The sequence below is a fragment of the Methylophilus sp. Leaf408 genome, assembly GCF_916856905.1.
In the GTDB taxonomy this organism is placed as follows: Bacteria; Pseudomonadota; Gammaproteobacteria; order Burkholderiales; family Methylophilaceae; genus Methylophilus.
The window spans coordinates 57,098-71,054 of record NZ_CAKASK010000001.1 but is presented as its reverse complement, the minus strand read 5'-3'; the positions used below and the strand labels follow the sequence as shown (position 1 = coordinate 71,054).

Sequence of the window (13,957 nt, the reverse complement as noted above, 5' to 3'; positions counted from 1 at the left end):
TACAATAAATCAATGAGCAACGAAAGCCAAAAATCAAGAGGCGGTAAAAGACCAGGTGCCGGACGCAAGCCCGGATCTACCACGCGCCTGGAAGAAACCATTGTTATCCGCATTCCTGCCAGCCAGAAACCGGTGGTGAGTAACCTGATGGAAGCTTATGCTGCAAAGCAACGCCTGCGCCAGCTGAAAGCAAACCTGGATGCCGTAGAAGTATTTGATCATCCCGCGGAGGATTTGCAGGCCATCAGCTTACCGCTATTTCAATCCAAAGTCCCGGCCGGCTTCCCTTCTCCGGCAGATGATCATGTGGATAAACGGCTGGACCCAAACGAATACCTGATTGACCAGGCGGATACCACTTTTTTTGTAACCATCCAGGGCGAATCCATGATTGAAGTGGGCTTGATGCCGGGCGACAAAGCCGTGATTGATAAAGGAAAGGTAGCAGTGGTTGGCGATATTGTACTGGCGATGGTGGATGGCGGATTTACCATTAAAACCCTGGCAGCGCAAAAAGATGGCAGCCCGAAACTGTTACCGGCCAATGCCTCCGGGAAGTATGCTCCGATTATTATCCAGGAGCCTATGCAGTTTCAAATCTGGGGAGTAGTGATTGGCTCGTTCCGGCGCTTCAGGTAGTCGTATGGCTAATAAAAAACCCGGTATCCGAAACAGATCACCGGGTTTCTTGAACGTATAAACAAACTTATTTGTTCATTACGTACATAGTGACTTCAAAGCCAAAACGCATTTCAGTAGCAGCTGGTTTAGTCCACATGTTGATCTCCTTATTTGATTCACCGACCCGACCCCATGTCTGGCTGGTGTGAATGTATTATCGGTCCGGGGTTTAAAAAATATGCTATTGCAGATCATGAACAACCTTTAAAGAATTTCATGAAACATCCCTCATGCAAATAAATACTTCCAGCGCAGAACAGCCCGCAACGCGAGCCATCGCCCTCGTGGACGTGAATAACTTTTACGTGAGTTGTGAGCGCGTATTCAACCTCAAATTACGCAACCGGCCAGTCGTTATTTTGAGTAATAACGACGGTTGTGTCATTTCCCGCAGTAGTGAGGCCAAAGCGTTGGGCATTGCAATGGGTGCACCGTGGTTCAAGATCCGCAAATTTATCGAGCAGGAAAATGTGTTTGTTCTTTCATCAAACTATGCCCTTTACGCTGACATGAGCAACCGCGTAATGTCAATTTTGCGGCAATTCAGTCCGTCCCAGGAAATCTACTCTATCGACGAATCGTTTCTGGATTTAAGCGGATTCACGCATGTTGACCTCACTGAATATGCGCAAAAACTGCGGCAAACCGTTCTGCAAGGAACCGACCTGCCGGTATGCGTAGGTATAGGCAGCAGCAAGACCCTGGCAAAAATGGCTAATCACTGCGCCAAACAACAGTTCACTTTAAATGGTGTGTGTAATTTTAATATGATGGCTGAAGCTGATATAGACGCCAATTTGCGCGACATTCCGGTAGGCAAGGTTTGGGGAATAGGCCGTGGATTATCCAAAAAAATCAATGACCTTGAAATTTACACCGCTTACGACCTGAAACGTAGCGAGGCTGCCACCATGCGCAAAAAATTTAGTGTGGTGCTGGAAAAAACCGTGCGGGAACTGAATGGCACGACTTGCCTGGAACTGGATCAGATTCGCGGGCCACACCAGCAGATCCTCAGCACACGCAGTTTTGGCCAGACGGTACGTGACCTGCAAACTCTGGAAGAAGCGGTCACCCTGCTCACCACGCGCGCAGGCGAGAAATTACGCCAGCGCCAGATGTTTGCCGGATGTGTGTATGTGTATATCCGCACCAGCCCATTCCGCGACATCGAGCAGCAATATGAAAATGGGTTCAACCTACCGCTGCACACGCCAACCAACAGCACGTTGCGCCTGGTGGAGGCTGCATTCAAGGCGCTACGGCAGATTTACCGGCCCGGGTTTGATTATATGAAAGCTGGCGTTTCATTGCGCGAACTGGCGACAACGCATACGCAGCAACAGGACATGTTTGATACTTCCAGCGTCCATGAAAAGTCTGTGCGGCTGATGCAGACCATAGATACCATCAATCAAAAAATGGGCCGTGCCACTATCAAACTTGCCAGCGAGGGAGTGCAAAAACACAGGGGCCTGGATATCAAGCAACCGTGGCGAATGAAACAGGAAATGATGAGTCCGCGTTACACCACCAGTTGGGACGACTTACTAGAAGTAGATTAATTAGCTACGGGCCGTTAATCCGGTTTCATTCACCCGCCTTTGTCAGCCCGGTTTCGATAATGAAACAGAACTAAAAGTCACCGCACTAATAATCAGAAACGCCCCAAACAACTGGGCAGGCGTAGGTGGCATATGCTCAAAAGCGGCAATGATCATGGTGGTCACTGGTACAAGGTTCATAAAAATCGCCGCCTTGGATGGTCCGAGATGAGAGATGCTCGCGTTCCAAAATAGATAAGCCAACACCCCGCCGCCCAAAGACATCATCAGGAGAGCCGCACCTGCATGGATGCCATGCAAGGAAACACTATCCGCATGCAGGCAGGCGGCAATGCTCAATACAATTGCACCAACGGTCATAATGCCTTCGGTATTCGCGATGCCACTCACGTTTTTTGGCATCATCTTTTTCACCAATACATTGTAGAGCGCCCAGTTCAGGGTGGCGATTAAAAGATAGATATCCCCTACGGAAATCGTCAATTGTGCGCCTGCGCCCAGCACCACTATTGCAACCCCTGCTATCCCCACCGGGAATGCGACCAGTTGGCGATTGCTCGGCTTATCGCCAAGAATCAAATAGCCAAGGATAGCGGTTAATAAAGGATTCAACCCCATGATCAGGGCGCCGTTGATCGCTGAGGAAGTCTCCATACCCAGAAAGAAAAACAGGTTAAAACCAAAAACGCCCACCACACCCAATGTGAGATACGCCTGCCAGTGCCTTAAAGGCGTGGCTTCTTTTCTCATCTGCGCAATCAATATCATGACCGCGGCCGCCAAAACATAGCGGCTGGCACCCGCAACATAAGGGCTCATTTCAGCCAGCACCGGACGCGCCAGGTTGAAATTTGCTCCCCAGAAAATTGCAGCCATGGTGGCCATTAAATAGGTTTTGCTATTGCTCATTTATTTTTCTTTATATATAACTCAGTCTGGAATGTTCATTGCAGCAAGGGCCACATACTCACAAAGTAAGACCCTAGCCGTCAACCCCTTCGACAATGAATACCCGATACTGCGCGCCTTTATGCCTGTGTTTGACTGCATGCTGGTATTGCGGGCTGTGATACCAGGTCTCAGCGGCCTCGACTGTGGGAAAGCGATGAATCAAGCATCCTTCAAACGCAGGGCCTTCCAGGATACTCAATGCGCCATACCTGACCAGCGGCGTCACCGGATGCCCCTCCCTCGCGAGAGGGGCCTGGCTGGCATAAGTATCCATTTCGACCTGATCCAGCGTTTGTTCGCGGATCATGACTACATAGGCGCTCATGATGTACTTTTAGCCTGCAAATATTGAATCAATGTAGTGGCCGCCTGCGCAGATGAAGCCGGATTCTGGCCGGTGATCAGCAAGCCATCTTGCAACACATATGATTGCCAGTCATCGCTTTTGGCGTAATCACCACCCAGTTTTTTTAACTCATCTTCCACCAGGAAAGGGACGACATTGGTCAGGCCCACCGCCTCTTCTTCAGAATTGGTAAAGCCAGTCACTTTTTTGCCTGCAACTAGCGGGCTACCGTCGGTTTTTTTGGTATGGCGCAACACGCCTGGCGCATGGCATACCAGCGCAACCGGTTTACCGGCATTTAGGGTAGACTCAATCAAGCTGATGGAATGTGTATCTTCAGCAAGATCCCATAATGGGCCATGTCCACCGGGATAAAACACCGCATCAAACGCCTGATGTGAAACGGAATTTAAGGGTACGGTGTTAGCCAGCGCCGCTTTGGCCTCGGCATCTTGCTCAAATCTTCTGGTGTCGTCGGTCTGGAAATCCGGCTCATTGCTTTTCGGGTCCAGTGGCGGCTGCCCGCCTTTTGGTGAAGCGAGTGTCAACTTGGCACCTGCTGCTTTAAAAACATAATAGGGTGCGGCCAGCTCTTCCAGCCAAAATCCGGTTTTACGGCCTGTGTCGCCAAGGGTGTCATGCGAGGTCAGTACAATTAATATATTCATTTAAGTGCTCCTTGATGGATAAAAATAATAAGGCATTCAAATGCCAGCTAAGTTGAGTTGTAATGGCTTTCTTTTTTACCTAAGCAATCACATGAAAGAATAATGATCTCTTTCATTCCATTTATGAAATTTATTATGTATATTTTAGTTATTCATAAACAGAATAACTGACATGCGTTACGACCTGAATCTTTTACGTGTATTCATCGCTTTAATGGAAGAACGCAGCGCCACGCGCGCAGCTGATCAACTGGGGATTACGCAACCCGCATTATCAAATGCATTAAACCGCCTGCGGGATATCCTCCAGGACCCGCTGTTCATCCGGGAACGCTATGGCATGCAACCGACCCAGAAAGCCGAAGCATTGGCACCAGGCATCATGCTGGCGATTGGACAATTGGATGAACTGGTGCTGGAGCAACAGGCATTCGACCCGGCCAGCGCGAATCTGCTATTCACCGTCGCGCCTAACAGTTATGTCGAATATGTCCTGGTGCCCGCTATCGTGGCAAAACTACGGGAACAGGCGCCGGGAATCAAATTGCGCATTATCCCTTACGGCAACGACCTGGCCGAAACGGGCGTCATTTCCGGTACAACGGCACTGGTGTTGGGACGGATCATTGACCCGCCTGATAATTTAATCGTGCAGCACTTAATGGAAGATAGCCTGGCGTGCGTGGTGAGGGCAGACCACCCGACGGTAGGCGATACAATCACCAAAGAACAATATGAGCATTTAAAACATGTGAATGTGATGCCACCCGGGCGCATGCGTGCGGGCTTGTTTCAGGCATTGGACAGACAAGGGTTAAAGCGTGAAGTGGCGGTGTCAGTCACGCACTTCCTGTCGGTGCCGGAAGTGATTTCAGTCACGGATTATTGCACCACGTTGCCAAACCAGATTTGCCGGCGCCTGGCGAATGACACACGCTTGAAAATTTTAGCCACGCCGGTAGATCTTGGCACTTTCCCGATTGATATTGCCTGGCATGTCAGGTACCGGCATGACCCGGCACATCGCTGGCTACGTTCGCTGATTGAAGAAGTGGCGCGTTCGCTTTAGGCTATAAATGGGATGAGAGATCGGAGAATTTAAAGTCTGTGCAAAGTTGGCAAGTTACTCTGTATCAATCAGACCATGCTTCATCGCCAGCCTGACCATTTCCACCGGGCTGTTCACCGACAGCTTTTGCTTGATTAATGTGTAGTAATTGGCGACCGTCTTTTGGCTGATTTTGAGCATATCTGCAACATCTTCAACCCGCTTGCCTTCGGCTAACAGGCGGAATACTTCAAACTCGCGCGAAGTCAGTTGTTGCAAAGGATTACTTTCCCCTATCAAGGTTTGCAGCGCTACTTTTTGCGCGACATCCTGGCTGAGGAAAGTTTTACCTTTCGAGACATCCAGCACTGCTTGCAATAAGTCATTGGCGGCACCGGTTTTAGTCACATAGCCTTTCACGCCTGTTTTTAATGCCTGTGCCGCAAACGAAACAGCTTCATGCATGGAGAAGATCACAATTTTGGCTTGCGGGTAACGTTGCAAAATACGTTTGGCGGCTTCCAGGCCTCCCATGCCGGGCATGGAAATATCCATCAACACTACATCTGGCGCTACCTCGCCATAGATTTGATAGGCCATTTCACCGGTATCCGCTTCGGCCACAATTTCAATCGACTTATGGCTTTCCAACAGCCGCCGCAAGCCTGAGCGCACCACAGTATGATCATCCACTAAAACAACTCTCACTGTCATGACGCTATATCCTGGAATTTATCTGTTTTATGAAAACGCACTTCTATGCGCGTACCCTGGCCAGGCGTGCTGGTGATGTTCATGGTGCCCATTAATCCTTCAACTCTTTCCTGCATGCCTGCCAAACCATATCCGCGACTAGGCACAGCGGTATCAAACCCACGGCCATCATCTTCTACCAATAAATAAAGACCTTGGTCGGTATCAGTCACTTCAATAGTGACACGGCTGGCCGCAGCGTGTTTGCTGATATTGGTCAGGCACTCCTGCACAATGCGGTATACCGTCACCGCTACCGATTCATCCGGCTGCATCAGGTGATTGGAAATATCATTCACCACCATGATGTTGCGGTTACGGTCATGCCAGTGGTGAATCAACTCTGCCAGTGCCAGGCTTAATCCCAGCTCATCCAGAACGCGTGGCCGCAAACGGGCCAGCAAATCCTGGATGGTGAACATCATCTGCCGCGTGATCTGCGCAATGGCGGTGGCACTTTCACGCGCAACCGTCAGTTTCTTGGCCGCCACCATCGCGCTGGCATCGATGTGGACCGCGGTCAGGTACTGGCCGATTTCATCATGCAGGTCACGCGCCAGCTTTTTACGTTCTTCTTCCTGCAAATGAATAATCTGCTGGGTCAACCGGTGATTATTGCGGATACTCTGTTCCAGCGTACTCGCCATCTTGTTGAATTTGTCGCTGATCTCGCGTAATTCAATCTGCTCAAAACTGGGCAAGCGGCTTTGATATTCACCATGTTCGATCTGGTTTAAACCATGAATAATCTGCTTCACTGGCTTAAATGTAGTGCGCACCGCCAGATAAACAAAAAACAGCACACTCAAGCCAAAAAAACCGACGATCGCCAGCAGGCCGGAAGTATCTTCCCAAATTTCCCGCAGTTCAAAACTGGGGTCCGGGGTGATGACCAGCTCTCCAATGAAGCGGCCATTGATAATAATGTTTTTGCGTTTGGGTTCATTCAACACACTGGAAATATCCAGCAAACTCACAAACCACCTGGGCGGGTCTTCGCCATCATGTTCTACGCGCGTCGTGCGGTTAGACTCACGCAAATGACCGGTAGGGTCAAGAAAATCCACTTTCAAATGCCGGATATTCATTAACTCTTCCAGCTTGAAAATATTGATTTCGCCTTTTTCACTGCGGTCAAGCCAGCCAAAATCGTTCATGTAATGTGCAATTTGCGCGTCCAGCAAATGAATCACCAGGTTGGTCGTTGACTCGACTTCTGCCAGGACATCTTCCCGCGCATTTTTGATCACGGAAATCGCCCAGGTGAACAGCAACCCGAGCAATAACAAGGTAATAGTCAGGTTGAGTTTGAACTGTAAACTGAAGGATTTCATCATGCTCAGCGGATTGTAAAGTTTATTGCCCAAAATCTATCGGGAGTTTTTCCCAATTCATACGCAGGCATGAATAGAAAACCACCCTATTATAGGATGGTAGGGCATGAACTTGAAGTACGCTTAAGGATTAACCAGCTGGGCTAGCCGCTGGTACTGGATGGGTCAGTTTAGCCATCACACCCTCAAAAAGCGCTTACACGATGTTGGCACAAGTGCCGGGAATATGCAGGGGTTAATGAATCACCACGCCCCACGGTAAATTACCTACGGCGATGTCTTTTAATCTGGTATTGGTTTGAGTATCGATCACCGACACATTATTGCTACGCCCATTGGCAACATACAGTTTTTTGCCGTCCGGCGTCAGCGCCATATTCCACGGCCTTTGCCCGACATCAATGGTCGCAATCACTTGCTGCGTAGTGCTATCAATCACACTGACATTATGGTCACCACCATTACTGACATAGATACGGCTGCCATCGGCATTAACCTTGACGCCATTGGAGCGCAGTCCCACTTTAATATTGGCCTGCACTGTCCAGTCTGTGGTAGACACGATTTCCAGCAAACTGGCAGCTTCGTTTGCAACATAAGCCCACTGGCCATCCGGGCTAAAGCCAACCCCTCGTGGATGTTTGGTCGCGGCAATCAAATGCTCGGACTTCAGTGACTTTAAATTAATTACATCGACATTATTGCTCTCTTCATTGCTCGCCAGCAGCCATTGCTGGTCGGGTGAAAATACACAGTGTTCAGGATTCTTGCCTTGGGTAGCGATGGTGTGTTTGACCTTGTTGGTGTTTAAATCCACCAGCGCCACCGCATTTTCTTCCTCCAGGCAGGCGGCCAGCAATTTTCCATCCGGTGAAATATCTATGCCTTCCGGTTCGTCACCCACTTTAATCAAGGCAGTTTGTTTACCTTTTTCAATATCCACCACGGCGACTGCGTTTTTATCCCGCACGACGACATACAGTTTTTGGTTAGTTGGGTGAATCGCGGCTGCCTGGACTTTTTTGCCCAGCCTGCCTTTAGAAGGAAACTGTTTGATGACTTCATCGGTAGTGGTGTCAATGACGGACACCGTGCCATCTTTTTCATTGGGCACATAGGCGAATGGCTGTGCAAAAATGGAGTAAGAGAGGCTGATGAAAGCTGCCGCGATGAGAGATTGTTGCAGTGTTTTTTGCATAGAGTGCCTTTTAAAAAATTGGCCGATTGCTGCAACAACCGGCCTGTACATGGAGATATACTTTATGCAAATCAATTAAATCGAAGAATTTAAATTGATAGTGCATATTATGCGTTCAGGTTTTTCATCAATAGCGGGATGCTTCCTGATTTCACTGGGAAAACTTCCCGACAACTATTTGTTATGCAGTCTTTCAAGCGACCAAATTCAGTCGGTTTTTAACGTACACTGCCTGTAAACTGGCCGAATGCGCGCGGTTGCGAGCCGACTTTAATCTCTTTTTTGAGTGTCAGGCTTTGGCTATCAATCACTGCTATCACGTTGTCCATCCAGCTGGCGACCAATACCTGTTCATGCTCGGCATCGTAAGCAATGCCTTCAGGCGTACCCGGTACGCGAATTTTGCGGATGAGCTTTTGACTGGCAAGATCAATGACATTCACGCTGTCCTCCCCGGTATTGGTCACAAACAAGCGTCCGCTACGATCTGTTGTCACACAATAAGGGTGATTACCGGTCTCCAGCGTATTCACTACCTGGTTGCTGCGCGTATCAATCACATGAATGCTGTTTGAATAGACATTGACGACCAATAACTGCTGACCATCCTGACTCAAGCCTAGGCCGAACGGATGCTGGCCGACCTTGATTCGATGCATTTGTTTATTGGTATGCGTATCCACGACACTGACGTCATTGCTATCCCGGTTAGCGACATACAACATTGCACCATCGCTGCTCAACTGCAAGCCACCAGGTGCTTTGCCCACTTCAATTTCAGCCAGCGTCTTGCCGGAATCTGCGGCAATCACCAACACATTGGCGTGATACCAGTCAGCCACATATAAACGGTCACCTGTTTTATTGAGTGTGATACCTACCGGCGAAATCGATAAAGGAATCGTGTTTATCACCTGCTGGCTCAGCATATCAATCACCGAGAGCGAGCGCCCTTCTACATTACTCACATACACTTTGTGCTGTTGCTGATCTATGGTGACGCCAACCGGGGCTTTGCCGACAGCCAGTGTTTTAATCACTTGCTGTTGCTCGATATCAATCACCGAAACCGTATGTTCACCTTGATTGGTAATGTAGGCATAATTAGCCGCCAGCCCGCAAAGTGGCAGGCTAAAGCCAGCTAAACAGAGTAAAGCTTTAAGGGACTGCAAAATGCTGAGTGTGCGTGACGATGCATGTGTGCACTGTAGTTTTTTTCAACAGAAAAGGATTGAGCCGTGCTCCCGCGTGCTGCCGGGAATTTTTCACCGCCAGTTCGGGAGAGGTCAAAAAGCATCAGTGTTCTGGCGACGAACGCTGATTAAAATGTGCCGTGATTGTGGTCATATCCAGCGTTTGCCACATCTGAACATGATGATTCAGCTCGTGTGCATGCATGGCGCCGTTGACCATATCAATGACTACCCGCTCCCGGATCGCCATCAGGGCCGGCACTTTTGTGACGCGAAAATTGGCAGCTAGGTCTGCCGCGAGATCAATATCCGCCGTCGCAAACACGGCATGCGGATACTGGGCGGCGACTTCGGCAAACACGGGTGCAAAGGGCTGGCACGGATCACACCATTTTGCGGTAAACAGCACTATCAGGAAATCATGTGTGGTCACGCGCTGGTTAAACTGTGCTTGGCTCTCTATCGTTACTGGCGTGATGACCATGTTTGCTTCGGCGCTCATTATCATTCCTTTCGCGGTGGTAGGCTGCCCGCAGGCAGATGTTTAATGGTACTGATGGTCCAGTGTTGTGGCCCGGCAATGCTGTGCGAACATCCAAGTTCATGTGAGGGCTCTGCCGCGGTCAACATATGTTTGGTGTGGTCTGCGGTTTGCACTTGCATAAACCAGCGGTCTACCCAGACCTCAACCGCGCCTTCTCGTGCAACTTCAGTCAATTGCAATGTCACCAGCATGCCGCCATGCGCCAGGCAGAGGGAGTCATCTGTTTCAACGAGCGTGACCAATTCCGCTTCCGGGACGGCAGCATGTGCTGGCATGCTGCCACAGAGGCCGATGAAACATAAAGCCAACAGGCGAGCGTGCATGTGCATAGCGATCACTTAAGCGCAGACTGACATACCCAGGCTTTTGAACAACGGGCGCATGGTCACACAAATTTTATTGCGCCAGCCAGTTTGATTAGCTGCCGTATTCTTGCGACCATCCTTCAGGCCTTGCAAGCCGTCTTTGACAAAGGTATCCACCGCATTTTTTGCAGATTCATCATCCTGCCCTGCCGGCGGTTCATTCCCGGTAAAGGCGCGGTAGTAACGTGCGGTCCAAACCACCTTGGCATTGGCGCCCTCTGCGCTTACTTTTATTTTGCCGTTGAGCGAGCTGACAGGCAGTGCTTCCAGGTCGATATCGCCAGACAAGCGGTAAGACACCGTCATATCGCCTGCGGACACTTCATCAATCTCTTGCAGCAACTGCTTGCCATTCTTAAGTGTTATTTTTTGCTGCCTATCATTTACGGCTTCGCAGGCAGTCACTTGCGGGTGCCATTGCGCCAGGCCGCAGGGGGCGCTGATACGCTTCCATACGGCGTCTGCCGATGTATTCACCTGAATGGACTCATCAGTTTTCTGTGGTGTCGGGCCATGCGCCCACACATTTGCACTCATTAATCCAATCAGTAATAAAGACCATTTCATTGTTGCTCCTTGTAGAAAAAACTAAACATGTTGTTTACTTGAAATCTTTAGCGTCCGCATTGCTTGCGTGGTGCCAGGCCAGCGTCGCGCCATCCACTTGAACCATGTGCTTCCGGCAAACGTCAGTAACAGGTACAGCAATCCGCACACAATCGCTGGCACAGCCAGCCAAGGCCTGAGATCGGTATCTGCCCAGCGCCAGGCCGTCATGCCCAATCCGGTGGCCCAGCCGCTGCTTTGGCCAGCCTGCTCTAAACGGACATAATGCAGGCCAGTGGCATTTGCTAGGCGGTTAAGGTTCTGCTCATCCAACGCGGAGAGGTGCGCATTACTAAGTAACTCCGCGCCGGGGCCTTGACCCGAATTGCGGTCATGCTGACCGTGTTCCATCGCCAAGACTGACAAGGTCTCGGCCATGCCGAAATTACCAAAGCGCTGTACTTCTTCCTGCTCCCAGTAACCGGCGACTGCATTCTTTTCATCCAGCTTGGGAATTTTGCTGGGCGTGGTTTTACCCATGCCCACCAGGTAGCCTTGCACATCCCCCAGCTTGCCTGCATAGGTCGGCATATATTTAGGATTAGCAGGTGGCGCTTGCTGGCCATCGGTAAAAAACATTACCCGCACCTGTTTGCCTAGCTGCGGCGCCTGTTCCAGCGCGTTATACAAGCCGTGGGCGATAAACGAATCTGCTGCCCAGGCCATGCGCCAGTCCATGCTGGCAACTGTTTGATCCAGCGCTGCGAAATGCGCACAGACTTCCACCGGTTCCACCACATTCACCACATTGCGTTCGGTAAACATACCCAGGGCGACCTGAGAACCACATGGCAATGCCGATAAGGTTTTGCGTATGCTTTGCTTGGCCATCTGCAAGCGACTGATGCTTTTGCCAGCCACCTGGTAATCAGGCACATTCATGCTTTGCGTGATATCCACTACGAAATACAAGTCGTACACACGGTTGGGTAATTCAGCATGCGGTTTGAACAAAGCAATGGTCAGCAGGCAAAATGCAGTGATCAGGGAGAGTTTGCGCCAAACATTCAGCCGGGAATCTGCGCCAACCAGCATCCTCAACCGCCTGGCCCAGGCATTAAACCGGAATTGCATTTAAGGCATACCTCTCGGATTGCCGGGCATCGCGGGCCAGCCGCTGGGTTCATCCTCTGCTTTTAATTGCTCATCTTCATATTGTTGCGGGCCGGACATGCCATGGGTAGTCGGTGCCAGCCTTAATGCCAGGTGATAGTTATATTTCGCCTCTGACCAACCGGGATCTATACGCAAGGCTTTCTGGTAACTTTCTTTGGCTAGCGCGACCAACGGCCCTGCTTCATCCCACGCAGGCAAACCACGCTCTTCCAGCAAACGCACAGCCGTGCGCATGTAGATATTCCCCGAATTGAAATACGCTTGTTTCCGGAGCGGGTCATCTTCAGCCACTTTAGCGACAAGCGCGGCATACTGCGAAAGCGCCTGCTCGGTTTTTCGCTGATGGTCATAAAACACCGCATTGGCAAATAATGCTTGTGGCGTCTGGTTGGCATCCATCAAGTTTCTTTCTACCAGCACGTGCGGTTGCAAGCTATGGCGATACACCTGCGCCTGGTAGATTTCAATCAATTGCCTGACCAGCATGATGACTGCAATCAGCAACAGTAATCCCGCCCAGGGCAAGCCGCGTCGCAAACGGTTTTGCCATTGAATATTCATGTTTGCCACCGCTTTAACTCCAGTCCGGTTAACCCTAGCAATACTGCTGTTACCAGCCACGCCATGGCATAGGCATACTGGCTTAAGTCTTGTCGCGAGACCGGTTCCAGGTATCGGGTAGGTTTATTCTTTAACTTGGAAATATCATTCACCGCGGCCAGTACCGCTTCCGGGTTTTCGGCCTCATACATGTGATACGGCACATTTAAAGTCTGGAAATATTCATGCAGTGCGTATTCGGGATAGGCATCAATATTTTCATCTTCGCCCAGGATTTGCTTGAGACTGACGCCGTTTTCAGAACGCAGGTAGATCCAGTAGAGGGAAGCTTGTTGCCGCATGACCATGGCCCGTAACATATCCTGCGTTTTACCATCCAGGTGCGCGCCGCCATCCGACACCAGTACAATCGCGCGCGCACCGGTCACCGGCTGATCGGCAAAGTAATCCAGCGCCATTCCCAGGCCACGCGCGACGGCAGTAAACCCCATGCCACCGGCTTCTGTTGCATCCAGCGCCGCCTGCACAAACGCCCTGTCCGTGCCCAGAGGCGCGGCCAGAATCGGTGAAGTACTGAATGTCACCATGCCCATCAAATCATCGTGGCCCTGCTGAACCAGCGTTTTCAATACATTGCGGGCGACCTGCATTTTGGGCAGGCGCGCCTGCACATCGCCTTTTTTCACGAATGGTTCATTCATGCTGGCACTGCGGTCCAGCACAATCATGACGTGGGCACCGCGGCCTACTTTCTCTATCATTTGTGATTTGAGATATGGACCCGTGAGTGCCATGCTCAATGCCAGGATGAACAGGCTGGCAGCCACTTTCCAGGAACGCTCCAGCCAGACGGACAAAGGGTCGGCAGGTAACCCTTGCAAAGCCGGATGAGAGAAACTCAGTTTGCCCTGTAATACCCAGGGCAACACTGCCAGAGGCAGCAAAATAAGTGGCCAGAGCTGCATCAAGCCCCAATGCTCTCCAAAACCGGAAGCGAGTATCGCTGTTTGCAAGCCTTCATCCCACAT

17 protein-coding genes are annotated in these 13,957 nt (G+C 50.4%); 3 read left to right on the top strand and 14 right to left on the bottom strand.

Features of this window, described 5'->3' with window-relative positions; all coding sequences use genetic code 11:
* Window positions 1–12: 12 nt before the first annotated feature.
* Window positions 13–639, top strand: coding sequence for a LexA family transcriptional regulator (locus tag LPA26_RS00310; protein WP_229006884.1), 627 nt, complete (start codon window positions 13–15; stop codon window positions 637–639).
* A 67-nt stretch (window positions 640–706) separates the two neighbouring features.
* Here the strand turns inward: LPA26_RS00310 and pqqA are convergent, their stop codons facing one another.
* Entirely contained in the window at window positions 707–778 is a 72-nt protein-coding gene (gene pqqA, locus LPA26_RS00305; RefSeq protein WP_081624291.1) for a pyrroloquinoline quinone precursor peptide PqqA, read from the bottom strand.
* Window positions 779–911: 133 nt separating this feature from the next.
* Between pqqA and LPA26_RS00300 the strand changes: the two genes are divergently transcribed.
* The gene (locus LPA26_RS00300; protein WP_229006883.1) at window positions 912–2,246 is read left to right on the top strand and encodes a Y-family DNA polymerase; all 1,335 of its coding nucleotides are present in this window, start codon (window positions 912–914) and stop codon (window positions 2,244–2,246) included.
* A gap of 42 nt (window positions 2,247–2,288) precedes the next feature.
* Here the strand turns inward: LPA26_RS00300 and LPA26_RS00295 are convergent, their stop codons facing one another.
* The 3 genes from LPA26_RS00295 to LPA26_RS00285 form a co-directional block, all read right to left on the bottom strand.
* A complete protein-coding gene (locus LPA26_RS00295; RefSeq protein ID WP_229006882.1) occupies window positions 2,289–3,155 on the bottom strand; it encodes a DMT family transporter in 867 nt (288 codons plus the stop codon).
* Window positions 3,156–3,228: 73 nt separating this feature from the next.
* A complete protein-coding gene (locus tag LPA26_RS00290) occupies window positions 3,229–3,522 on the bottom strand; it encodes a DUF1330 domain-containing protein (protein WP_229006881.1) in 294 nt (97 codons plus the stop codon).
* Complete coding sequence (locus tag LPA26_RS00285) at window positions 3,519–4,211, bottom strand: type 1 glutamine amidotransferase domain-containing protein (RefSeq protein WP_229006880.1); 693 nt, start codon at window positions 4,209–4,211, stop codon at window positions 3,519–3,521. The genes LPA26_RS00290 and LPA26_RS00285 overlap by 4 nt, the downstream gene beginning before the upstream one ends.
* 172 nt (window positions 4,212–4,383) lie before the next feature.
* Between LPA26_RS00285 and LPA26_RS00280 the strand changes: the two genes are divergently transcribed.
* The gene (locus tag LPA26_RS00280; RefSeq protein WP_229006879.1) at window positions 4,384–5,280 is read left to right on the top strand and encodes a LysR substrate-binding domain-containing protein; all 897 of its coding nucleotides are present in this window, start codon (window positions 4,384–4,386) and stop codon (window positions 5,278–5,280) included.
* A gap of 54 nt (window positions 5,281–5,334) precedes the next feature.
* On the opposite strand, the gene LPA26_RS00275 is transcribed toward LPA26_RS00280, so the two are convergent.
* From LPA26_RS00275 to LPA26_RS00230, 10 genes are all read right to left on the bottom strand, one after another.
* Entirely contained in the window at window positions 5,335–5,973 is a 639-nt protein-coding gene (locus tag LPA26_RS00275) for a response regulator transcription factor (RefSeq protein ID WP_055829898.1), read from the bottom strand.
* Window positions 5,970–7,349 (bottom strand): ATP-binding protein, encoded by a 1,380-nt coding sequence (locus tag LPA26_RS00270; RefSeq protein ID WP_229006878.1) that lies wholly within the window; start codon window positions 7,347–7,349, stop codon window positions 5,970–5,972. Before LPA26_RS00270 ends, LPA26_RS00275 begins: the two co-directional genes overlap by 4 nt.
* Before the next feature lie 232 nt (window positions 7,350–7,581).
* Window positions 7,582–8,544, bottom strand: coding sequence for a beta-propeller fold lactonase family protein (locus tag LPA26_RS00265; RefSeq protein WP_229006877.1), 963 nt, complete (start codon window positions 8,542–8,544; stop codon window positions 7,582–7,584).
* Between the two features lie 218 nt (window positions 8,545–8,762).
* Window positions 8,763–9,716 (bottom strand): cytochrome D1 domain-containing protein, encoded by a 954-nt coding sequence (locus tag LPA26_RS00260; protein ID WP_229006876.1) that lies wholly within the window; start codon window positions 9,714–9,716, stop codon window positions 8,763–8,765.
* A 124-nt stretch (window positions 9,717–9,840) separates the two neighbouring features.
* Window positions 9,841–10,239 carry a thioredoxin family protein gene (locus LPA26_RS00255; RefSeq protein ID WP_229006875.1) on the bottom strand — a complete coding sequence of 133 codons (399 nt, stop codon included), beginning with the start codon at window positions 10,237–10,239 and terminating at the stop codon, window positions 9,841–9,843.
* Window positions 10,240–10,241: 2 nt separating this feature from the next.
* The gene (locus LPA26_RS00250; RefSeq protein WP_229006874.1) at window positions 10,242–10,610 is read right to left on the bottom strand and encodes a hypothetical protein; all 369 of its coding nucleotides are present in this window, start codon (window positions 10,608–10,610) and stop codon (window positions 10,242–10,244) included.
* A 9-nt stretch (window positions 10,611–10,619) separates the two neighbouring features.
* Window positions 10,620–11,213, bottom strand: coding sequence for an SRPBCC family protein (locus LPA26_RS00245; protein WP_055870615.1), 594 nt, complete (start codon window positions 11,211–11,213; stop codon window positions 10,620–10,622).
* Between the two features lie 21 nt (window positions 11,214–11,234).
* On the bottom strand, window positions 11,235–12,326 hold the full coding sequence (locus LPA26_RS00240; RefSeq protein ID WP_229006873.1) for a vWA domain-containing protein: 1,092 nt from the start codon (window positions 12,324–12,326) through the stop codon (window positions 11,235–11,237).
* Complete coding sequence (locus LPA26_RS00235; protein ID WP_229006872.1) at window positions 12,327–12,929, bottom strand: hypothetical protein; 603 nt, start codon at window positions 12,927–12,929, stop codon at window positions 12,327–12,329.
* The gene (locus LPA26_RS00230; RefSeq protein WP_229006871.1) at window positions 12,926–13,957 is read right to left on the bottom strand and encodes a VWA domain-containing protein; all 1,032 of its coding nucleotides are present in this window, start codon (window positions 13,955–13,957) and stop codon (window positions 12,926–12,928) included. Before LPA26_RS00230 ends, LPA26_RS00235 begins: the two co-directional genes overlap by 4 nt.